This is a genomic window from Bacillus sp. ISL-34 (genome assembly GCF_018613325.1).
Taxonomy (GTDB): Bacteria; Bacillota; Bacilli; order Bacillales; family DSM-1321; genus Peribacillus.
This window is the reverse complement of sequence record NZ_JAGGQJ010000050.1, coordinates 11,920-33,627: the sequence shown is the minus strand read 5'-3', so window position 1 is coordinate 33,627 and position 21,708 is coordinate 11,920. Positions and strand designations below refer to the sequence as shown.

Below are 21,708 nucleotides of genomic sequence, written 5' to 3'. Positions count from 1 at the left end.
TACTTGAAAAACATCTTATTTGTTGAACGGTTAAAACTAAAGCGCTCAAAGTTATGGATACTTTATTTGATAGGCCCCTTACTAGGTGTTCTCCTAGCATATACTAATTTCTTTAAAAACTATGATCTTTTTATGAGTCCTGGAGATAATCCATGGGTAGAAGCTTGGACACAAGTTGCCTTGTTTATGGGCCCTTTTGTATTGCCAATTATGGTGGGCATTTATGCAGCACTTGTTTGTCGGGGAGAACATGTCGGAGGAGGATGGAAACAACTTTTAGCTTTACCAATCAAACACTCAGACATCTTTTTAGGGAAATTCTTAACAGTGGTCCGCATGGTAGTCATTACAATGTTAATTTTATTCATCTTTTTTGTTGGATTTGGTTATATGGAAGGAATGGAAGGTAGTCCTCCTATTATTACAATATTAGGGTTCGTGATCAGGGGGATTTTTGCTTGTTTGCCTTTGATCTTGCTACAACTCATTATATCCATCCGAGCTAAAACATTTGGCATACCACTGGCTGTTAGCATTGTTTTTACGCTTCCTGCCATTATTATTGCCAGTACACCACTTGGACAGATATATCCATGGACGCAACCTATGTTAGCCATGTCACCGGAAGATGAATCGCCTATTCAATCTTATTTCCTATTTTACACACTTTTAATTGGATCCTTCATCGTTCTACTACTTTACGGTGTGAAAAGTTTTACTAAACGTGACATAATCTAATCTTACCTTAAAAGCTGTTATTTAAATGAATCCATAAGGATTCAAACCGTAGGAAACAAACCTTCAGCAAACTTATTCTATTTTGGGGATTTCTGATAATAAAGGAATTTCCACCTATACGTTTCGTTTTTATGAAAGGCTCTGTTAAACGATAATGTTTACAATCAGTAAAAAATATAGGACCTTGGGAGGTCCTTTTTTGGGGTTCTACTTCAACTAACGCACCCGTTAGTCCATTAAGGAATACCTTATAGAATTCCGTATAGACCTAAAATAACACACATTAATCCTCCGAAAATAAATAAAACTTTAAGAAACCAATAGTTAAATGTTAGAGGTAAGGGCGTTATATATTTGATGTGTTCAAAAAAATTTCTATTATTAAATCGATAACGAGTTGTATAAAACAAACCAGTCCACGTTGCGATAATACCAAATATAGTAGCAATTATAGACCCAAAAAAGTCTTTGTCCACTCTTTTAATCCCACCTAACCTGGTCTTGAACTCTTTTCCCTGTTATTGGATCAACAATTGCCTATTTTAAAACAAAGCCGTTATGATTATAGATGTCGCAATAAAAGTCAACCAGCCTACTTTATTTGATACCGATTTCTGGAGGAATTCGATTTTAGATAAAATATAAAAGACACCATAAACCATAGCAAATATACATAACAATATAATCCAAAAAGAAATTCCTATTTTTTCAAGATAAGGAGGAAGAAAAGTTAGCACGATTACCATTGAAATACCCCTCGCTACATTTTCCCATTTCTTCATTTACTCTAACCTCCTTTTAGTTTCAAGTTTTTATCATCACTAATATCATAATCGTTTTTTTCATTAGCTATAAAGCTAATTTCAGCCATTTTTCTTTAAATTCCTCTTAGAAAAAGGCATTAATCCTTAGCAAAACTTCAATGCTTTATTCTTTCTTTTTCCAAGACATTAAATCAGAAAACGCCAATCCAAATGATACACCCAAAGGAATACCTAAATCCCAAACACCCATTTCCGAACGTCTAAAAAAATAAGAAAGAAGATAGTGCAAAGCACTTAAAGAAATAAACCAAATAATAAACGTAAAAAACCTTTTTCTTATTTGAATCCAATTTAACTTCCTTGTATTCGCAATAACTAAAAAGATGGAGAACAAACCATATAGAAGAAGATAAATTACATATCCTATAATAAATTTAAGAGATAGCGAAGTACCAATATCCTTATATATTATAAATATCGTAAGTATGGTTCCTGCCAAAAGTACAATAAACAAAATTAGGTTTAACGAAATATATTTCTTCATCTTTTACCCCTTACTTCCAAAGTCTAGATTCCTTTTGATTATCTCAAAATATCAAAACTTAGGTATTGGTAACTAATTCCTTGTTCAACTAACCTGCCCCGTTAGTGCCATAAGAAAAGAGCTGTCTTAAAACAGCTCCGATCTTCAGCTAACGCACCTGTTAGTTGCATAAGAGAAAGCTGCCTCAGCAACTTTCTTTATTGAAGTAAAGCAACCGATAGTAATAAAAAAGAGCTGTTTACTCAGCTCTTGTAAAGGTAATGCTTCTCTAACCGAAGCATTACCCCTATTGTAGCTTTGGAATAATGTTTGACCAAATTGATACTAATAACCCTTATAAACGAACAAAAAGAAAGAGCGTGTTTTGAAAAAAAGTTTGATCAAAACACGCTCTTAATTATATTCAATTGAATCATTCTTTTATAAAAAAGTTTGATCATTTCTGTGATTCTTCCTCAATTAAAGCGCCCGATTGCGGAACAATGATAATTCGAAAAATGCATATTAATCTGTCTCTTTAACTTCCTCATCTGTCGACTTGAATATTTTATTCCTCTAGTTGTTTTAGATAGTTACGAAGACGATTCTTCGGGTTTAGTTCTATATTTGTAATATGCTCTACATACTGAATCGCACTTTGGGCGATTTCTTGGTCACTGATTTTATTTGAACGATATTCGACAAAGGGAGGAAGATAGGTCATGCCTACAAAATTAGCAGATGCTTGAAAGGGCTTTGTCAGTTCGCTTACTGAAAATAAATTATATCCACCGGCTTGAAAAGAATGTTCAGGTGAACCGATAGAAATGGCCATCACCCATTCCTTTCCTCTCAATTTCGTTCCGCTAGGGCCATGAGCCCAACCAAAGGTAAACACTTCATCAAACCACTGTTTTAAAAGTGGGGGACTGCTGTACCAGTACAACGGAAACTGAAAAACAATACGATCATGGGCGAGGAGCAGTTGTTGTTCAAATTCGACATCGATGGGTTGATTACGATATTTTTCATAGAGATCATGAACGGTTATATCCGGTACACTTAAAAGCGCTTCTTTCCACTTTTTATTTACTCGGGAGGATTCAATGTTCGGATGTACAACGAGTACTAATGTTTTCATATTATCCATTCCTTTCATTCCTTTGATATGACTTCGCCCGAGAATTATTTAGATTGGGATGTGCAGCGATAACCATAATTTTCATAACGATCATCCTTTCTTATTTTTCGTTACATCGTGATCTACACACCTATTATTGTGCGGAATTTCATTTTTGCAAAGTACGCTTTTTTTTCAGACTAGGTCCTGTAAAACGTACCATAGACGTTGCCTGATGTAGGTAGGTAGTACGGTAAACCTTACTAAGTATGATAAAACATCGTACTGTTTTCATTCTGGATACTTTGATAAAATTATAACTAACAAGGTAAAGATCATGTGATCGGGAGATGGTAAGATGCGAGAGGAAATTCGCGATTCTAATAAGACACAGGGGATATTGGCCACTCTGCAGGTGATTGGAGGAAAATGGAAACCACTCATTTTGTTTATTTTACTGCATCAAGGCACAAAGCGGTTCGGGGAATTGAGACGTCTGCTTCCGAATGTCACGCAAGGAATGCTCACCAATCAGCTTCGTGAGATGGAACGGGACGGACTCATCGTACGCCGAGTGTATCAAGAGATTCCGCCCAAAGTTGAATATTTTTTGTCCGATCACGGAAGAACGTTAAGTTCGGTTTTGGCCGACATGTGCGGGTGGGGATTTAAGCATATCGAATTTATGAAGAATGCGAATGGGGACGACACGAACACCCTTTGATCTCAATGAAAAAAAGACTCTGGTAAAGGTGTCTTTTTTCGTTCCTGTACATGCCATTTCATTTCGAACATACATGTGCTTTTTTATCGGCACGTGGCATAACTTCCGTCCTTAAAGCTGTTGATTACAAATAAAGTTGTTAACTTCCGAATCATTTATGCAACCTTTTATTCAATTAAATGTCCCTTTAACGGAACAACTCTATTGTCACTATAAAAATACCCCTTTAGATAACCGTATCCAAAGGGGTAAAACGGTGCAACTTTATTATAAACGGTTAAACTTTATTCAAAACGGTACATCTTTTTTATAAACGGTACGACTTTATTTAAAATCTACACCTATTTTTAATCACAACGTTTGTCTAAATGAATAGCACCATTTCTCATAATCTAATTTCTCTTCATAAAAACGGTGAGCATTGTTTCGCTGAATTCCAGATTCTAATGCTACATATGCGGCACCATTTTCTTTTGCCCAGTTATGTATATAACTTAATAATTTCTCTCCAAACCCAAATGAACGGTAAGCAGTATCTGTTACCAGATCATAAATAAAAACGTGACGTTTATTATAAAAGTTAACTCTCCAACTTAAACCAGCTAAGGATACAATCCGATTATCCTTATATAAAGCATACAAAGAATACCCATCTTTCCTCATTTCTGCAAGTAACTCCAGATATGTCTTTTGAGTTAACTCAGTACGTAACTGATTCATAATTGGAAAGGCTTCTAACCATTGTTCTTTATCTGTTAATTCTTGTATTGTTTCTACCGTAGAATTCACATTCACACCCCTAAAAAGTTTTATTAAAATTAAATTCAACTTTGAATCCCGTAATTCCTTCTTCAACTAAACTGCCCCGTTAGTTCCATTAGAAAAGGCTGCCTTAAAGACAGCTCAGATCTTCAGCTAATGCACCCGTTATATTTGTTAATTTTACGGGTTATTTCTTTTTTATAAAAATAAATATTGGTGTTTTTAACATTTAATTTACACCCTATTAAAAATATATTAATATACTTCCCCTATAATTCTCTTTAGCACGTATAATACGACAACAATTGGAGGTAACAACATTGTTTAAAAAGAAGTTAAAGAAAAAGTTATTTCCAGTAGCTGTTCTTTCAACAGTTGCCATTAGTGGTTTAATGGGTAGTTTCTCACATGTAAGCGCAGAGGATTCTGTGAATAAGAACGCAACAAATAACGGGGAAATCAAAAACGTCATTGTTTTAATCGGTGATGGCATGGGAGTTTCTTATACTTCTGCCCATCGTTATTTAAAAGACGATTCATCAACAAAAGTTGTAGAACCAACTACATTTGATCAATACCTTGTTGGTCAACAAACAACTTATCCGGAAGACCCTGAACAAAATGTAACGGACTCTGCTTCTGCAGCAACTGCCATGTCTGCAGGTATTAAAACATATAACAGCGCGATTGCAGTTGACAATGATGGTTCAGAAGCAAAAACGGTTCTTGAAGCTGCTAGAGAAAAAGGAAAAGCAACAGGTCTTGTTGCAACTTCTGAAATTACACATGCAACACCTGCTTCTTTCGGATCACATGATCACAGCCGTAAAAATATGAACTCAATTGCTGATGATTATTTTGATGAAATGGTGAATGGCCAACATAAAATCGACGTTCTTCTTGGTGGTGGTAAGAGCAACTTTGAACGTAAAGACCGCAATTTAACAGAAGAATTCAAAAAAGATGGATACAGCTATGTTGAAAATCGTGAAGACATGTTAAAAGATAAAAATGGCAAAGTTCTTGGTTTATTTGCTGATGGCGGACTTCCAAAGAAAATTGACCGTACAGAAGAAGTTCCTTCATTAAAAGAAATGACAAACACTGCTCTTTCAAAATTAAACAAAGATAAAGACGGGTTCTTCCTAATGGTAGAAGGAAGCCAGATTGACTGGGCAGGACATGACAATGATATTGTTGGCGCTATGAGTGAGATGGATGACTTTGAACAAGCATATAAGGCAGCAATTGAGTTTGCAAAAAAAGACAAGCATACATTAGTAGTAGCAACAGCTGACCACTCAACTGGCGGATACTCGATTGGTGCGGACGGTATTTACAACTGGTTCAGCGAACCAATCAAAGCTGCAAAGCGGACACCTGACTTCATGGCGCAAGAAATTGCTAACGGCGCAGGTGTTGAAGCAACATTGAAAAAGTATATTGATCAAAATATTCTTGCATTAACAGAAAAAGAAATTCAATCAGTTGAAGACGCAGCTAAAACAAAGAAAGTTCTTGATATCGATAATGCGATTGAGAACATTTTCAATAAGCGTTCTCACACTGGTTGGACAACAGGCGGACATACAGGTGAAGATGTTCCTGTGTATGCATTCGGACCATCAAGTGAAAAATTTGCTGGACAAATCGACAACACTGAAATTGCAAAAAATGTTTTTGATGTCTTAGATTACGATATTAAAATTCAAGATAAGTAAGAAATAGATGGGCAAGCTAAAAATATCCCGTTGCTATAGCAAGTAACGGGAACTTTTTTTGAATATAGAATCCTACCTACGGAGGAATCATCATGAAAAAGACTCTTTCTATATTATTTTTAATGCTCCTTGTTGGCTGTTCATCAAATGCCAGTCCTGAAAACGATGAAAAAAATTCAGGGAACGAAAACCAAACAGAAAATAACGCCAATGAAAAAAATGATGAAACGAAACAACAAAAGAATCAAGAGCAAACTGAGAGCAAAATTGACGAGTACCAGCCTAATCCTCAAGTAACAGATGACCGTTCATTGCAAAAGGTTGGTCAAACATATGCAGACCAAAAAGGGGAAGCCACTTTAAAAGAAATTAAAAATGTTAATAAAACGTATGAAGTGGGATCGATCGAATTAACAGTAAGAGAGATGAAATTGATTCACTTAAGACCTGATTATGGTATGATCGATTATTTTCACGTATTAACACATGATGAGGAGTTTGATTTTGTTAAAGTTTTCGTTGAGATCAAAAACAAATCTTCAGAGAAAGTGAATTTCGCACCAATCGCATTACTTGAAACGAACACAGGCGAAACTTTTGATTGGCAGAAAGATATTTACCTTGAAGAATTAAACGGTGAAATTGACGGAAACGGTACAAAATTTGGAAACCTTGGTTTTATTGTAAATGCTACAGGTGATGATCATGTGCATAAAGAGGGGCACAATGAGTCGGACCACAAGGAAGCAAAGGACATTAAGTGGATTGAAATAACAACAAGTGATGTATTTGATAAAGACCAGAAAAAAATTAGCGAAGCGCAAAAAATTAGAATTGAGTTTTAATTCTATGTAAATAAAGATTTCCCGAAATAGATCTTAAAGTTATTCACTCTTAAAGGAACCCATAAAAACCCCTTGACGGCCAAGGGGTTTTCTCTATAGTAAAATAAAGTTTAATCAAATTAATGCTATTAGAAAAGATTAATCAAAATATGCCCTTATTCTATTCTATTGGATTATTCTTTAATAAATTAGATTGATCATTTTTGTGTTCCTTAATGAACTAACGCACCCGTTAGTTTAAGTAGAAACCTTCACAATCTCAATAGAGTAAAACCTTTGGTACATAATCAAACCCTTAAAATTAGACTTCATAATGCCTCATAAGATCTGTATCAAATGCTTATTGTTTGTAAAAATCCATATTTTTCTGATGCCCCCCTATAGGGGGTCTAGCAGACATTTACTTCTTTAGTTAATTCTTAAAAAGAAGATGAAGAAGGTGTTTCGAAGTTCCTGAGTAAAGAGTCCCTTCCAGTATATTTCTACAAAAAGAATAACTTTTGGGGGTTATGGAGAAACCAATTTAACCTTAGTTTATGGCGATGGAACAGCTTCTTTTATGCAGGCCGAGAAAAATAGTTCGTTGTATACAAAACATTTTCTAAAACGCTTTAAAACATCGCATTTATAACCGTTCTTATGAAAAATATCTATATATCCTTTCTCATCTCTGATAAAACGTCCTTGATCTAACCAGTTCATAAAGAAGTTACAAAAAGGTTTATGTTGGTACATGCAAGGCTCAATTGCAATGACTCTCCCATTTGGTTTTAATACTCGCTTAAATTCTTCCGTATAGGTTTTTATGTCAGCACAAGAGATGTGATGTAACACGGAAATAATGAGAATATAATCAATACTTTCATTTTCAACTGGCAGAGAATATTCTTCTAAAACTTTGAATTCATAATTTGAATATAGCTTTTTCGAATACATAACTCTTTTTTGGTCAGGCTCTACACCCATATAACCTTCAGAAGAAAATAAAGTGCAGTTTACCCCTGTACCTGAACCGAAATCTAAGACAGTTTTATCACTAAATTCAAATTCCTCTTGTAAATGAAGATGTATATACTTCTCTGTAAACCACTTAGGACGTACTAAGTTATGATATAATTGCGGGAAAAATTCAGTTAAAATATGCCCTTCACCAACTTTCGCTAAGATTTCTTAATTAAATTTCCTTTCTTCATTCGAAATTATGCAAAAAAGCCAAATGTAAAAATGGCTTTCCTTCTATAATGGTGGAATATCTACAGAATTCCTGATAATAAAAATGAGTACTAACGATGATTTTTGAAACTTGCCCAATTTCACCCGTTCTTTTGATAGATGCTTGTAAAGCATTTCTAATATGTATACTTGTAGACGCTTCATACCGGAATATAATTCCGAATAGTCTTAACCTTGGCTTTAGTTGACCAATATCTAGGTGATTATTGCTTATTATGTTCCAAATTGAGCTTTCTATTTTTTTAGACTAATAACATAATCTAAAATAATAACCTTTTCAAATTTTGGGCAACATGTATATATCTATTCCAAGCAATAGTGGAAAATATAATAAGACCTTCACCTCAAAGAGGTGAAGGTGAAGGAATTTCCGAAAAAACACTAAGGGAAATTTTAATTGTTTTTCTTTTAGATTCAAACTAAAATTTCCTCTGTACTTGTTTTAAAGATTAGGAATTGTTAGTTCATGAATAGTAATTTCCGGTCTGCTCCCTATACGAATATTAAACAAGGTTTGTCCAAGTCCCTCATTTATATAGAAAAGTTTCCCTTGGTAATGAATAAGCCCCTTAATTAAGTTGAGACGAACAAGTTTCCCGAACTTTCTTAAGTGGTACGGTTTCGGCCAACAAATTTGACCGCCATGAAAATGTCCAGCAAGTAGATAATCAAAGTGGAACTTTTCCATTTGTAGAACAAGGTTGGGATCATGAGTTAAAACAAGTCGATAACCTTTTTCTATCAAGCCATTATATGCTAAGCTTAAGTTGCTCCTTTTTGTATGGTAATCATCAATTCCGATAATATAAATTAAGTTTCCTTCCACAATAATCGTATCATTCTGATTTTGCATTGTTTTGATATCATATTGTTCAAATAATTCCTTTAAACGTCCAAAACTGTCCTCTCTTAAAATATAATCATGATTTCCGAAGACTGCATATATGCCATATTTTGGATTAAATTGTTGTATTACTTCTAGATAAGGAATTATTTTAGGAATACTTTTCGTTCGATCTAAATAGTCGCCTGTTAAAGCAATCAAATCAAAATTCTCTTTCTTTAATTGATTATATAGTTTTTCTGGAGAGATCGATAAGTTTTCTAAATGCAAATCTGATAATTGAAGAACGCGTAGATTAGAACAGTTGGGGGTAGTCACATTTGCAGAAACGGGAGCTACAGTGTTAACGATTGCCTCATGTGTATTTTTATTCGCCCTATATATAAAATAAACGAGAATTATCAACATAAAGAATAAAAAAATCAAACTATTTCCTCCTCCCTATAAATCAGTATAGGGATTAAGAAAAAGAAAGTAAAATGAAAATAAAGGAAGTTAAAACGCGTCGTAAGAACCAGACATCCGAGTGATTAATTTGTTGATTGTGCTTCAGGACTATCAAGCCTCCCGTTGAAGATTTTTTTACTGAAATACTGATTAAATGATTTATGATATAAATACGCTTTTACAAAGGTATCATGGGTCAAATCCTCTGCTTGTTGATAATCCTATCAGTTGTCTTAGTAAATAAGGTAAAAATCATGCTCCAAGCTCATGTTTTCCTCCTTAAAATAAGTTCCTCGTTAGATCTAATATTTAGGTATTCCTAATGGGACTATGCTGCCCCGTTAGTTTAAGTACATTTCTTCACAAAATAAAAAAGGTTGTTTTTAGAAACCTATCCAATTTTATCTTTTACTCTCTTCGACTATTTCACATAATTGTATAAATGTGTAATCTTTATCAGATATATTTTTATTATCTGGTAAATGCAACACCCATTTGATTCTTTCTTTTTCCTTATTTAAATAACCTCTAATAAAGGCTGAGCTATTAATTTTAGAACTGTCTAAAGTAACTCCTTTTTCTAAAAATGCATCATCACTTATTCCTTTAGCTTCATAAAAAAACACGGGATACTTTACCTTATTGAAATACTCAACAAACTGATCTTTATCAGCTTCTGAGAAAGCTTCTTTAGTTATAATTAAAGCATCAAAATTGATTCTGCTACTGAAATTTTTAGTGAGGATTGGATATCCGATGACGAGTTTTTTGTCACCGAATCTTTATGGGAATAATAAACACTATCATCAATTGAAAAAAGAACTTCGAATAAGAAAAACATAGGGAGATTTTAGTCTTCCTATGTTTTCATTCATATTATTTATCTGTTTGTTTTTGCTTCTTTTTCAAATACTCCGCACGTATTTTTTCAAGTTGCTTCTTTTTATCAAATTTGGCAGGCGTCTGTTTTTCATGAAACTTTGTCACAGCTACCTGACCTTTGTAATCCAATTGATATTTTCCCACTTTGTTCACCTACTTTTCTTGTCTTTAAAGAGAATCTATTCAACAAATATAATATACCTTATTTTACTGAAGTAAACCTTATTACTTTATTAGTGTACTACTAACTTTGCATATATCAGTAAAAACATTAAAAACTTAGTAAAATAATTCATCGCCAAATGGTATTCATTTCATTGCTATAATCAAAATAAAATGCCTTGACACTCTGCATAAGCCTCAATAATTCTATTTCTTGTTTGTTCAGCTCTCTTCTAAAGGTCCAATTGTTCGGTAAATAAGGTTTAAAATTTTAAAACAATCTAAGTCTACTCCATCTTTTAAATGGTTCTTAATGCTAATAACCATTACGTTCTCGATGATTTCAAATTTAGGTTTCTGAGGGGAAATATTGTTTTTTTTGCAAAGTCTTTTTACTACTTGTTTAAAAAAATCTACTTCCCCAATATTTTTCTCCAAAAAATCACCCCTTGTTATTAACTTTTCTACTTACATCTATCTTAATCCAAATATTACCTTATTCACCTAACCTGCCCCGATAGTTCCATAAGAAAAAGGAACTATCCAAGTATGAACAAATTATAAAGGTTTAATCAAATAAACCATCTCCATAATTTGTTCCATCAGTATCCAAAATGACTACCTTTGATTTTATACGAGTAAGTGCTACAGCTATATACGGATTTGGCTCAGGGTTTTTATTATAAGATGTCCGAATGCGGATGATAGTCTTTTCACTATCTTCGTTCACTTCCAACACTTCAATGGTATTTCCCTTTCTTTCACCACCCATTGATATTAATAAAAAGTCCTCCCCTTCACCTCCTTTAAACTTTTTGTAACCGACAATCGATGTATCTTTCTCGATTTTTTCAATATAATTCCCGGTTTCATCATCCATCAGTCTTTCTTTATCCACTACCCTGTAGTCAACTTGATTGATAAATACGAATAATATATGAAGAGCAATGATTAATGGAACCCCAATAAAGAGAATTTTCCTTCCTAAGGAATACCTATTTAAGAAAAAATATAGAACCGCCAGTGTCAATACACCAAGGCTCAATACACCATACGGCATCCCCTCGAACCCACCAATCACAAAAAGTGAAAACACTAAAATCAAAATGCCTAGTGAGAATAGAAGTAAGAATTGAGTTCTGTCCTCTATCTTTCTCAAAAATAGATAGGTGAGTCCACACATAATAATTCCCAGTATAATTCCTGCTTCATAAACGTATAAAAAAATACTTATCTCTCCCTTGGTTATTATTTATATAAGGATATGTTTGTATAAATGGTTGTTAAGGAATTCCAGTCAAATTTTCAAGGAATTTTTGTGCGGTAGAGACGCGAATACACAATCACACGATTTGTTTTTTTGCTTGTTTATCAAGAATAATAATGAGCGTTTCACTCGGTTTCTTTTTCTTGATCATTCTATTAATTGAATAACGTTGTCCTAAGTAACCTCTAATTTGTTGTGATTAAAAAGCCTAGTGTATTTAGGATTGTAATACAAAGCCGTAAACCAATCGTATTCTTTTAGAATTTCAATGTGTTTGTCCATATGTTTCGTACTATTATGCAATGACATTGATGCAACGAATAAAAAATCTAATGCTAACGATAATAATTCACCCATAACGGGCCTCCACTCTCTAGTTACCCATGTTAGATGGGTTTTTCAAATAAGAACTAAGTATGTAGCCACAATCTGAACAATAGTAAGCAATAATCTTGGAAGGTTTATTCCTTAAATTATCATGGAAAACATCTGAACAAATTTAAACCCGGTTCCAAGAGCTCCTTTCTTAATATTGTTTGAGTAACATTTAGGGCATTGGTCGTCGTTCATTCTCTTTTACACGCTTCTCATTTGGATAATATTACTAATTAATAGGATACCACATTCATTTATTTTATTACTATTCTTAAGGAGTATTAATGTTTACCGCACAGTTCGAATACACTATATTTCTTGAACTATCCTACCCTTTAGTTCCATAAGAAAAAGAGCTGCCTTAAAGACAGCTCCAATCTTCAGCTAAAGCACCCGTTAGTTCTATAAGGAGGTGCGTCAGGAAAATGCGGATTTACAACGTTAAGGAAGTTTCAATATAAAAAAACCTAATTTCTCAGCATTAAATGAGAAATTAGGTTTTTTCATTAATAGAAAAAGACTTATAAGTATTTATCGCTAATCACTTTCAAATGGTGTAACTCGTGCCCGACAATGCCATATGCAAAGGTACCTATCGAAACTGGCCTGTTCATTACAGTTCCATTACGATCCCACGCTGCATCATCAATGGTTGAAATAAGACTTAACGTGTTGGAGCGTACCGTGTCTAAACCAGCTAGTAGCTGCTCCCAGGATAATTTGTTGAAGTTTGCCGCAGAAACGTATTGATCCTGATCCATTGCTGGGAGTGGTGCACTTTCATTTCGTGCAATGGCAAGCATTCGATACGACATCACACGTTCCACGTCGGCCATATGCCCAATCACTTCTTTTAAAGTCCATTTCCCTGGTGCGTACGCCTTCCTTGCTGACTCCTCTGATATGCTGCTCAAGAAGGTAATGGTTTTAGTTCGTTGCTTACTAAGTATTTCTTCAATATCTCCATCTGGCACAAGACTTACATACCTATCATACTCTGGATTTTCAATAGATAATGGTCGTGGACGCACAAGAATCCTCCTCATCGGAATAGTTAATTATGGTTCTAGGCTAATATTCGACTGTCAAGAAGGTATTTCCTTTATTTGATATTTAATTTCATTACCGCAAAATAATTGCAAATTAAACAACTTTATTATCTCTGTACAACTGATTTATGCAGTTAACATACTACAGATAATAATGGAATAATTCACTTTTTATTCCACTAACCTGCCCCGTTAGTGCCATAAGAAAAAGGCTGCCTCAGCAACCTCCCTTATTATGATCTTCAGCTAATGCACCCGTTATGTTTCCCCTTTCCCCTTCATTTTTTCAGTGAATAGGCAGGATACTTCTGTTGGATATAGCGTATAAGTGCAGTGACAACTTGTGGACCGGATTCTACGAGTCTACCTTGTTCAAATGCAGTGAAGTTATCACCGCCTGAAGCTAAATAATTACTAACCGCTACTTCATATTCGTTGTTTGGCTGAATCTCTTGACCCTTCATGTCTTTCAGCGCAACAATGCGGCTGCCAATTGGAGCTTTGGGGTCCCAATCATACGTTAAACCAACCGTTTGCAACCTATTTTCATAATCTTTCGTCCACTGCTGTTCTAAAGCAAGTTTTATCTGTTCTCCTGTTAAGATTAACTTACTGACACTATGACCCATAGGCAAGTCTGTATAAAGGTCTTCTACAGTGATATCCCCTTTTTTAAAACTTTTCCGCATTTCGCCTTGATGGACAAAAGCTATATCTACCCCCATGGCTTCCCGCTCAGATTCTGCAATCATTTTCGCTAATGGGGATTCACCGTTTGCATCTTGATTTCGTGTGATTTCTTCAGGCATTTCTCCTATTACCTGATTAAAATAGCTCCCCAACCTTTTTCTATATTTATTTAGAAGAGCAACCGTTTCTTTATCCGGTTTTATATGATGATGTGAAGTGACAACAATCTTTGCTTGTTTCTTAACAATAATTTTAGTATGTGGGTCAATTTTAAGATTTACTTGAGAAAAGGCTTTCCCATTAGAATAAGCTTGAACGATCAGTTTACCTGCTACAACGGTATTGGCATATTCATGGCTGTGACCCGCAAAAATGACATCGACCTCATCATCGATTTTTGGAGCCATCTCCACTAAAGCTCCACTGGAATTTGCTCCTGCCTTATCTGATTTAGCTGAATCATGTGCCAGTATAACAATCACTTTGATTCCTTTTTGCTTTAAAAGCTTAACGGTTCGGTTAATACCTGAAACTTCATCCGTAATTTCTACTTCTTTTCGATTTTCAGGGGACACATACATGTTGGTCTCTTTTGTGACCACACCGATAAATCCAATATTAATTCCGTCAATTTGTTTAATAACATACGGTGGTAACAAGGGAGTACCTGACTTTCTGTCGATGATATTTGCAGAAATGTAAGAAGTATTGGCACCTTGAAAATAACCTGTTTTTTTATTGAATCCTCCATGAATAAGCCGTTTCATTTCATTTACGCCTTGGTCCAATTCATGATTTCCAGGTGTCCCGACATCAAAGTGCAGGAGGTTTAAAAATTCAATCGTGGGTTCGTCTTGAAATTGAGAAGAGATTGGAGGACTTCCTCCTACCATATCACCAGCATGAACAAGTAGTGTATTTGGGTTTTCTTGTTTATATTTTTTTAAATAGGCAGCCAGATATTCAGCACCCCCTGCCATGGTTCCTGAAACCATTTGATATTTGTTTAGTTGGCCGTGAAAATCATTAACGCCTAACAATTGTAGTTGAATGTAACGGTTGGATGTGGATTGATTCGTTGTGGAATGATTGGATGAGAATGCTGTGATTTTATAAGTTACGAAAATGATGATAAATACCAAGATGAACAAAGAAGTTATGGCCTGAAATTTTAACAACTTCCGATCCCTCCCTCTAGATGTAAATTAAGAATAACTCTGGAATTTTATATCCGTATAAAGGGACCGTGATTTTTTGTTATATTTTATATAATAATTATTAAATTAACCCAGTACATGCATATCTTTTTAAAAATACTCATACGGCTTAACATTTAGAAATTTGTTAAGATTTTGACTGACTTAATTGGAAATAAAATACAGTTTTATTTAAAAAGGCTCCAATTTTTCTTTCATTGTTAAATATACTTTAATATTTTCTGCGATTTCATCAAAAGTTGGAGGATTGGATAAATCTTTAATTGTATATAGCTCTGTACTATAATCTTTAAATAATTTTTCTGCCTCTTCTACATTGACCTCCTCACTATTTTGATTGACCGCATCCTGGTTACAAGCAACTAAACTAAGAAACAATACAAACAAAAACAATAAACTGAGAATTTTCCTTATGATAGCCGCCACCTCACCTCCTTCAAATGTACATACACTCTACAAGTTCTATACAAATTGTGAATTACCCTACTCCATTTCCTGAAACCACTGGGTTTGGATCAAGAGTAGCAATCACCACCTTCTTAATGCCTGCCTCTACAATCGCTACTGCACAAGGACCTGTTCTACCGTGATGGGAACAAGGCTCGAGAGTAACGTAAATAGTTCCGCCTTTAGCTTTATCTCCCGCCATACGAAGAGCGTGAATTTCAGCATGAGGTTCTCCTGCCTTTAAGTGGGTACCAACCCCTACAATTCGGTTATCATTTACAATAACAGAGCCAACCAATGGATTGGGATCTGTCTGGCCTTTCATTGCCTGTGCATTTTGTAAAGCTAAGTCCATATAAAATTCATGGCTAGTCATTGCAGCAAGTCCCTTCCTCCTCTAGGTGACCAGACTTGTTTATTTTAGTTTTTAAATATTTCTCGTTATATTCGGAAATATCTCCCCACAATGGTTTTCTTTCTGAGACTGTAAGCCCAGCATTTTTTAATGCTTCTAACTTTTTAGGATTATTCGTCATCAAAGTAACTGGTTTTGATCGAAGTGCTTTTAGTACTTGAATAGCATCTGAATAGTTTCAAGAATCATCTACAAAGCCAAGAGCATGATTAGCTTCAACAGTATCGTAACCATTTTCCTGTAAGATATAGGCCATTGCTTTACTAAATAACCCGATTCCTCGACCTTCGTGGTTTGCTAAATAAAATAAGGCTCCATTGCCATGCTCCACAATCAGTTTCATTGATTGCTCTAGTTGATACCCACAATCACATCGCTTACTTCCAAATATATCACCCGTATGACAAATAGAATGAAATCTTATAACAGCATCATCTGAGTATCCGAAATCGCCATATGCCAAGACACTCGATTGTTGAAACTCTGCTAAATTAATGGAAGATAGTTTATTTATTATTCTTTCATAGTCCTCTGTAACCTCATCACAATTCAACCAACAATACCATTGAAAAACGACGGTTTCATCATATAGGTTAACGGGTAGCTTAATAGGACCTACCAAGTAGATAGCACCCTTATCCGTTTTAATTAACTGAATTTTATCTTCTAATATAGAGACAGCTTTGCTGTCAAATTTCATTTGTGTCATTTGGAAACCTCTTTTCTCTTATAAAATTTGCTTATCTTTTTGAAACCCCTAATCTAAGTTTGTCCAATGAATGATCTACCTTATTAATAAATCGAAAATTCGCGAAGGATAAAACTTCCATTTCTCGCTAAGTGGACATTGTTCATTAATTGCTTTCCGATGTTCATTTTCGTCTACATAATAGTATTTATTGGTTACAGCTTTTATCAACTTCTATTTGGCATACTAATTCTACCTGCCCCGTTAGAGCCATATAAAAAGGTTGCCGCAGCAACCTTGAGTCTTTTACAAGAAGTAGAAATCCCTTTCATTATTTGAATTTGTCAGGTTGTTCTACATAGAACTCTAAATACCCACATTTAGAACAAACATAAGGAGATACTTTGCTGTAAATCGGACTATCCGTGAAGAAACCTCTTGGTTTTTTATTTATCTGAAATTCTCCTTGAATTCCAGAAATATAGGCTTTCGTAAGTTCGTTGCCGCATTTGCTACAAGTTTCCATTATTTATCATCCCTTATAAGTTATCGTATCCTACCCGTATTACTCTCTTTTATACGATTCCTAAATTATTAAAGTTTCAATCCTCCTTCAACAAACCTGCCCCTAAGAAAAAGGCCACCAAATGGCAGCCCCTGATCTCAACTAACGCACCCATTAGTTTAAGTAGAAATCTTAACAAGATTAATTAACATAAATATCATCCATTTTCCCTTTAAATTAGAAGTTTATAGTGTAAACGGGTTTAGTAATTAAAATAACAGGGTAATTGTGTTTTTGGTATATAAAAAAGGGGGATTAAATTATGAAGGGGTCACTAGATACATATAAATTATTGGAATTCATCATAGAAAATAATGAGCATTTTGAAGGTTCATTATTAAACGAAGCATATAATGTGAAAGATAAAATTGAAGAAATTTTAACGGTCGGTAATATTGACCTGATAAATAATGCCCATCAGCTGGTTCAATACATTATTGAGGGTAAAGAACAAGAACTTCTATCATTTGCTAAACAAGAAGGTATAGCTTGGGCGACACACGAAATACCATTATCTTTTAAATTAGAGTGGGTGCAAGCCATTCGAAGAACCTTGTGGATGTTCCTGCAAGAATATAACGAAGTAATGAATAAGGTTATAACTGAAGAATTTTTTTCGGTAGAAAAACAAATAAATAATCAAGTAGACAAGTTTTTGAATACTTTTTTTATCATATATTCTCAATACAAAGATTCATTGATATTGGCTCAAAGAGAATTGGTTGAAAATCTTTCGGTGCCTATAATACCAATAACACCTACTATATGTATTTTGCCTTTAATTGGTGCGGTTGATATTTACCGAACGAATATTATCGAGGAAAAAGTTTTAATGGAGATTGGAAAATTACGTATTCAAACATTGATTATGGATTTATCTGGAATTATGGAAATGGAGACTGAAGTAATTGATCATTTAATGAAGATAATAGACGGCACTTCATTAATGGGATGTACCACTGTGATTACAGGGTTAAGATCTGAAGTGGTTAGAAATATGATACGCTTAGGAATGAGATTAAATGAAAAAGCACAAACATTAGGAACTTTACAACAAGCGTTGAATAAATACTTAATAAGTTAAACACGGAGAATCTTAGAGGAGTGTCGCTTTGCGGACTCTTTTTTCTTATTCAATTTCTGACCAACTGTCTAAATACTTGTTTTCTGCCCAACAATTACATCTTGGTATATAAAATATAGTTAGGTATTTTATTCAACACCAAGCAATTCGTTTTGTTAAGGACAATTCTCAACAATCCTGCTTAAAAAAGAGTTACCGCTATTTCTTAATTTATGCGAGTCACAGACTAGAATTGTAAAGACTGCAGGCAAACTCTCTTTTCTTCGAGTTTGTCTGCAGTCTGATTAATATATTTATATAAATGATAATTTGTCATAAACGTTTCCTCCCGTTTTTTATGCTTATTAAAGCCAAAAGAAGAGGCAAGTATAAAACAATGAAGCCCACGCTGTATGGATTGATTATTTTATTTAATACAAATAAGGAATCGACATCGAAAAAGAATATATTGACGATTAGTATGATTATTGACATTACCCATAAGGGATACTTTTGCTGGACGTTGAATAAGCGATTGACACCCCTGCTGGCAGCCCACAAAGGAATAACCATGTTGGGAATGATGACGATGGCCCACCAAGAGACAGTTATGTATTCGAAACGTTGAATAAAGGGGAATTCAATGACACTGGTCAATGAGAGTGTTGGCCATAGGGTAAGGACCAACTGTTTCTGTGAATAAAAGACTGTCGAAACAAAATAAAGTAATATCATCAATAACGTAGTGGCCAAGGCTCCTCCATGAGCATACTTTTTTGATGTTTCAGGATTTTTGATGAACGGATAAAACATCAGGATCATTTCAAAACCAAGCATTGATAATGAAGTACTTCTGGTACCTTTCATTATTTCGCTTAAAGTATGATCGAAAATAGGAAGAAAACTGGTGAAATCAGCGTATTTAAAGCCATATAAAGGTACAATTAAAAGCCAGTATGAAACGATTACGGTTAAAAAGGCGATACCCGTAATGGTTCGGAAACCTCCCGTACATATATAATAAATCAGGATCAGGAAAACCAAAGCAAATGCCCAAGAAGGTATCTCTTCAAACATCCAAACATGAATGACATTTATATAGCCGATAATGATCGTCATTCCAAGGACAAAAAAATAAATAATGAATAAGAGACTGAAGAAATTCCCTATCCATTTACCCAATGCATGATTATTAGCAGAAATGATATCACCGGGAACAATGCTAAAAATCTTATATATGACCCAAATTAATATATGAACGATCATTCCGGCTAGGAGTATGGATATCCAGCCATCCGTTCCCGTAGCCTTAGCTAAATCTCTTTGAAAGTTCAACACGCCTAATCCTGTTTGCATGGCATGCAATAAAAAAAACACATAAAATGGCGATACCTTATACTTTTCATTAACACCAGCTTGGTTCATACAGGACCCTCATTTTTATCACTCATATTCCCTATGTTAATAATCTGGCTTTTACAGGAGTAATTTATTCAAAAAGGATACAAACGTTAAGTACAGTTCAAACCTCCCTCAATAAACTAATCACAATCTCACGACTGCCCTGAATTCTACCTTCTCTTCTAAAATCTAAAAAACTTAGGTATGCTTCCTCATTTTGAAGGATTCAATATCTCTCTTTAAAAGGCAGAATCTCCCCTATTGTTGTACAAAGGTTATACAGCACAACTCTTTACTATCCGAAGTACCGTCAATTTAAGTACAATGCCCTGCAGTGTTGATGCTTACCTAATAAAAATCTGCACTGTTCATGGTTACGGAAAGCACGCTCACCATAAGGTTGATTAAAAAACTGGCCCATAGCACAATAATATAGGCAATGTATGTCTGTCTTTACCAAAGGAGGAGTATCCATTTGAAGATTACTTCAATATCATTCAAAGAACCTCCAGTTCATCATGAATTCCCTCCCCTCTATGAAGGTTTAGGGCTGCCTGAGTTATCTGCATTCATTCAGCAACGATTTGAATTCGTATATACCTTGGGGGAAGTCGAAAGAATGGGGCTTGGCAGCATTCGCTTTTATAAACGGCAGAGGGATTTCGAAGTGCATATATCTGATAAATTGCCAGGAGTGGGACCAATAAAGCTTCGGAATTTAAAGGGCATGTTACTGGAGGAAGCCAAAACGGCTTTCATCGAAAATATTGAATCAGAACCAGAAAAGCGGAAGGTCTACTACGGAGAATTTCGTCGACCTCGGAAAGACGCTGAATAGGTGTGCTGTTCCACAAACTGGCGCCTGATAGAGGAAGAGCATTGTTGTCTTGTTGAATTTGTTTTTAAAAAAAGTTCATAGTGAATTTTCCATTTCCACTAAAAAAGGTTGCCGCAGCAACCTCCCTTATTTTAATAATCGCTTTATTTATCATTATCTAAATCATAATCAAGATAAGGCTTTTTATCTTCTTTAACTCCATACTCATTTTCAAGAAATTGACCAATAATAGAACTGTTAATTCCTTTTCTTACTGCTGTTTCAATAACTATATAAAGAATGAATAACCCAATAATTAAATAAACAAAAAAGATTACTAAAAATCCCCCAAACACCAATTCACACCATAAATTCCACTATTCCTTGTTGAAGTGCTCGTTTGATGCATAAAAAAAGGAGCTGCTGACCAGCTCCTTGAAAAGTATAGACAGCCTAACCGGTATAAACACTTTCACATGTTCCTGGTTTAGGTTCATAATAACAATGATTTTTATATTGACCAGCAAAAGGTTGATCGTACCATGTTGGCGGGCACGGGGCATATGGATTAAAATACCAAAGAGCATATTTCCCTGGGTGTTCTCTCCAATAATCCAAATTCTGTTTTGCTAATCTTTTTTCAGCAGATCTTGCTCTTTGATAAAATACATTACCTTTTTGAACAGCTTCAAAAGAATAATTTCCTCCTTGCACTTGAAAAATGACTTGTGAAATTGTTCTTAAATCTTTAAAGTCTATACAATTTGCTTTAAGACGATTAACAATTACATTCCCAACGTATAGCATTCCTTGTAATCCTTCACCTTCGGCTTCTGCTCTCATCATCCTTGCCATTAAGTCGACGTCTGAGCTCCGGTAACTTACTCTTGCCATTTTTTCACCCCAAAAATATCGTATGAAAAAAAGCCTGCATTAATGTCATTGTTCA

23 protein-coding genes and 2 pseudogenes are annotated in these 21,708 nt (G+C 34.7%); 6 read left to right on the top strand and 19 right to left on the bottom strand.

Annotation, left to right across the window (positions count from 1 at the left end; genetic code table 11):
* Nucleotides 1–3: 3 nt before the first annotated feature.
* A complete protein-coding gene (locus tag J7E52_RS26270; RefSeq protein WP_286198095.1) occupies nucleotides 4–738 on the top strand; it encodes an ABC transporter permease in 735 nt (244 codons plus the stop codon).
* Nucleotides 739–1,280: 542 nt separating this feature from the next.
* On the opposite strand, the gene J7E52_RS26265 is transcribed toward J7E52_RS26270, so the two are convergent.
* From J7E52_RS26265 to J7E52_RS26255, 3 genes are all read right to left on the bottom strand, one after another.
* Nucleotides 1,281–1,520 (bottom strand): hypothetical protein, encoded by a 240-nt coding sequence (locus tag J7E52_RS26265; RefSeq protein ID WP_214751452.1) that lies wholly within the window; start codon nucleotides 1,518–1,520, stop codon nucleotides 1,281–1,283.
* A 145-nt stretch (nucleotides 1,521–1,665) separates the two neighbouring features.
* A complete protein-coding gene (locus tag J7E52_RS26260; protein ID WP_214751449.1) occupies nucleotides 1,666–2,046 on the bottom strand; it encodes a hypothetical protein in 381 nt (126 codons plus the stop codon).
* 547 nt (nucleotides 2,047–2,593) lie between these two features.
* Nucleotides 2,594–3,175, bottom strand: a complete 582-nt coding sequence (locus J7E52_RS26255) for an NAD(P)H-dependent oxidoreductase (RefSeq protein ID WP_214751446.1) — start codon at nucleotides 3,173–3,175, stop codon at nucleotides 2,594–2,596.
* A 328-nt stretch (nucleotides 3,176–3,503) separates the two neighbouring features.
* On the opposite strand from J7E52_RS26255, the gene J7E52_RS26250 reads away from it, so the two are divergent.
* A complete protein-coding gene (locus tag J7E52_RS26250; RefSeq protein ID WP_214751443.1) occupies nucleotides 3,504–3,869 on the top strand; it encodes a winged helix-turn-helix transcriptional regulator in 366 nt (121 codons plus the stop codon).
* A gap of 351 nt (nucleotides 3,870–4,220) precedes the next feature.
* Here the strand turns inward: J7E52_RS26250 and J7E52_RS26245 are convergent, their stop codons facing one another.
* Nucleotides 4,221–4,658, bottom strand: coding sequence for a GNAT family N-acetyltransferase (locus J7E52_RS26245; protein ID WP_309476947.1), 438 nt, complete (start codon nucleotides 4,656–4,658; stop codon nucleotides 4,221–4,223).
* A 293-nt stretch (nucleotides 4,659–4,951) separates the two neighbouring features.
* Here J7E52_RS26245 and J7E52_RS26240 point away from each other — a divergent pair, with 293 nt between their 5' ends.
* Both J7E52_RS26240 and J7E52_RS26235 read left to right on the top strand, forming a co-directional pair.
* Nucleotides 4,952–6,352: an alkaline phosphatase family protein gene (locus tag J7E52_RS26240; protein ID WP_214751440.1), complete on the top strand. Its 1,401-nt coding sequence runs from the start codon at nucleotides 4,952–4,954 to the stop codon at nucleotides 6,350–6,352.
* A 92-nt stretch (nucleotides 6,353–6,444) separates the two neighbouring features.
* Nucleotides 6,445–7,197: a hypothetical protein gene (locus tag J7E52_RS26235; protein ID WP_214751437.1), complete on the top strand. Its 753-nt coding sequence runs from the start codon at nucleotides 6,445–6,447 to the stop codon at nucleotides 7,195–7,197.
* A 534-nt stretch (nucleotides 7,198–7,731) separates the two neighbouring features.
* On the opposite strand, the gene J7E52_RS26230 is transcribed toward J7E52_RS26235, so the two are convergent.
* The 12 genes and pseudogenes from J7E52_RS26230 to J7E52_RS26175 all read right to left on the bottom strand — a co-directional run bounded on the left by J7E52_RS26230 (nucleotide 7,732) and on the right by J7E52_RS26175 (nucleotide 16,934).
* Nucleotides 7,732–8,268, bottom strand: coding sequence for a class I SAM-dependent methyltransferase (locus J7E52_RS26230; RefSeq protein ID WP_309476948.1), 537 nt, complete (start codon nucleotides 8,266–8,268; stop codon nucleotides 7,732–7,734).
* 604 nt (nucleotides 8,269–8,872) lie between these two features.
* Nucleotides 8,873–9,700, bottom strand: a complete 828-nt coding sequence (locus J7E52_RS26225) for a metallophosphoesterase (RefSeq protein ID WP_396020324.1) — start codon at nucleotides 9,698–9,700, stop codon at nucleotides 8,873–8,875.
* A gap of 422 nt (nucleotides 9,701–10,122) precedes the next feature.
* Nucleotides 10,123–10,347 carry a hypothetical protein gene (locus J7E52_RS26220; RefSeq protein WP_214751434.1) on the bottom strand — a complete coding sequence of 75 codons (225 nt, stop codon included), beginning with the start codon at nucleotides 10,345–10,347 and terminating at the stop codon, nucleotides 10,123–10,125.
* Nucleotides 10,348–10,597: 250 nt separating this feature from the next.
* On the bottom strand, nucleotides 10,598–10,747 hold the full coding sequence (locus J7E52_RS26215; RefSeq protein WP_172827351.1) for a hypothetical protein: 150 nt from the start codon (nucleotides 10,745–10,747) through the stop codon (nucleotides 10,598–10,600).
* A 240-nt stretch (nucleotides 10,748–10,987) separates the two neighbouring features.
* Nucleotides 10,988–11,203, bottom strand: a complete 216-nt coding sequence (locus tag J7E52_RS26210) for a hypothetical protein (protein ID WP_214751431.1) — start codon at nucleotides 11,201–11,203, stop codon at nucleotides 10,988–10,990.
* A 130-nt stretch (nucleotides 11,204–11,333) separates the two neighbouring features.
* Nucleotides 11,334–11,960 (bottom strand): YesK family protein, encoded by a 627-nt coding sequence (locus tag J7E52_RS26205; RefSeq protein WP_286198096.1) that lies wholly within the window; start codon nucleotides 11,958–11,960, stop codon nucleotides 11,334–11,336.
* A gap of 246 nt (nucleotides 11,961–12,206) precedes the next feature.
* On the bottom strand, nucleotides 12,207–12,389 hold the full coding sequence (locus J7E52_RS26200) for a hypothetical protein (protein ID WP_214751426.1): 183 nt from the start codon (nucleotides 12,387–12,389) through the stop codon (nucleotides 12,207–12,209).
* Nucleotides 12,390–12,928: 539 nt separating this feature from the next.
* Nucleotides 12,929–13,438, bottom strand: a complete 510-nt coding sequence (locus tag J7E52_RS26195) for a DinB family protein (RefSeq protein WP_214751424.1) — start codon at nucleotides 13,436–13,438, stop codon at nucleotides 12,929–12,931.
* A gap of 296 nt (nucleotides 13,439–13,734) precedes the next feature.
* On the bottom strand, nucleotides 13,735–15,324 hold the full coding sequence (locus tag J7E52_RS26190; protein ID WP_214751422.1) for a bifunctional metallophosphatase/5'-nucleotidase: 1,590 nt from the start codon (nucleotides 15,322–15,324) through the stop codon (nucleotides 13,735–13,737).
* 210 nt (nucleotides 15,325–15,534) lie between these two features.
* Nucleotides 15,535–15,789: a hypothetical protein gene (locus J7E52_RS26185; protein WP_214751419.1), complete on the bottom strand. Its 255-nt coding sequence runs from the start codon at nucleotides 15,787–15,789 to the stop codon at nucleotides 15,535–15,537.
* Between the two features lie 58 nt (nucleotides 15,790–15,847).
* A pseudogene (ribD, locus tag J7E52_RS26180) lies at nucleotides 15,848–16,186 on the bottom strand (bifunctional diaminohydroxyphosphoribosylaminopyrimidine deaminase/5-amino-6-(5-phosphoribosylamino)uracil reductase RibD); the annotation flags it as partial.
* Nucleotides 16,179–16,934: pseudogene (locus J7E52_RS26175) on the bottom strand (GTP cyclohydrolase II). The pseudogenes J7E52_RS26175 and ribD, both read right to left, overlap by 8 nt.
* A gap of 806 nt (nucleotides 16,935–17,740) precedes the next feature.
* Between J7E52_RS26175 and J7E52_RS26170 the strand changes: the two are divergent.
* The gene (locus tag J7E52_RS26170; RefSeq protein WP_214751416.1) at nucleotides 17,741–18,562 is read left to right on the top strand and encodes an STAS domain-containing protein; all 822 of its coding nucleotides are present in this window, start codon (nucleotides 17,741–17,743) and stop codon (nucleotides 18,560–18,562) included.
* Between the two features lie 312 nt (nucleotides 18,563–18,874).
* Here the strand turns inward: J7E52_RS26170 and J7E52_RS26165 are convergent, their stop codons facing one another.
* Nucleotides 18,875–19,966 carry a GerAB/ArcD/ProY family transporter gene (locus J7E52_RS26165; RefSeq protein WP_214751414.1) on the bottom strand — a complete coding sequence of 364 codons (1,092 nt, stop codon included), beginning with the start codon at nucleotides 19,964–19,966 and terminating at the stop codon, nucleotides 18,875–18,877.
* 451 nt (nucleotides 19,967–20,417) lie between these two features.
* On the opposite strand from J7E52_RS26165, the gene J7E52_RS26160 reads away from it, so the two are divergent.
* Nucleotides 20,418–20,780, top strand: coding sequence for a hypothetical protein (locus J7E52_RS26160; RefSeq protein ID WP_214751411.1), 363 nt, complete (start codon nucleotides 20,418–20,420; stop codon nucleotides 20,778–20,780).
* A gap of 143 nt (nucleotides 20,781–20,923) precedes the next feature.
* Here J7E52_RS26160 and J7E52_RS26155 read toward each other — a convergent pair whose 3' ends face one another.
* Together J7E52_RS26155 and J7E52_RS26150 are read right to left on the bottom strand one after the other, a co-directional pair.
* Nucleotides 20,924–21,115 carry a hypothetical protein gene (locus J7E52_RS26155; protein ID WP_309476946.1) on the bottom strand — a complete coding sequence of 64 codons (192 nt, stop codon included), beginning with the start codon at nucleotides 21,113–21,115 and terminating at the stop codon, nucleotides 20,924–20,926.
* Between the two features lie 97 nt (nucleotides 21,116–21,212).
* Complete coding sequence (locus J7E52_RS26150; protein WP_214751405.1) at nucleotides 21,213–21,653, bottom strand: cell wall hydrolase; 441 nt, start codon at nucleotides 21,651–21,653, stop codon at nucleotides 21,213–21,215.
* Between the last annotated feature and the right edge of the window lie 55 nt (nucleotides 21,654–21,708).

Bases quoted from the DNA above. Each gene is read 5' to 3' on its own strand.
- J7E52_RS26265 (WP_214751452.1), bottom strand. From the start codon at position 1,520: ATGAAGAAATGGGAAAATGTAGCGAGGGGTATTTCAATGGTAATCGTG.
- J7E52_RS26260 (WP_214751449.1), bottom strand. From the start codon at position 2,046: ATGAAGAAATATATTTCGTTAAACCTAATTTTGTTTATTGTACTTTTG.
- J7E52_RS26255 (WP_214751446.1), bottom strand. From the start codon at position 3,175: ATGGATAATATGAAAACATTAGTACTCGTTGTACATCCGAACATTGAA.
- J7E52_RS26250 (WP_214751443.1), top strand. From the start codon at position 3,504: ATGCGAGAGGAAATTCGCGATTCTAATAAGACACAGGGGATATTGGCC.
- J7E52_RS26235 (WP_214751437.1), top strand. From the start codon at position 6,445: ATGAAAAAGACTCTTTCTATATTATTTTTAATGCTCCTTGTTGGCTGT.
- J7E52_RS26200 (WP_214751426.1), bottom strand. From the start codon at position 12,389: ATGGGTGAATTATTATCGTTAGCATTAGATTTTTTATTCGTTGCATCA.
- J7E52_RS26170 (WP_214751416.1), top strand. From the start codon at position 17,741: ATGAAGGGGTCACTAGATACATATAAATTATTGGAATTCATCATAGAA.
- J7E52_RS26165 (WP_214751414.1), bottom strand. From the start codon at position 19,966: ATGAACCAAGCTGGTGTTAATGAAAAGTATAAGGTATCGCCATTTTAT.
- J7E52_RS26150 (WP_214751405.1), bottom strand. From the start codon at position 21,653: ATGGCAAGAGTAAGTTACCGGAGCTCAGACGTCGACTTAATGGCAAGG.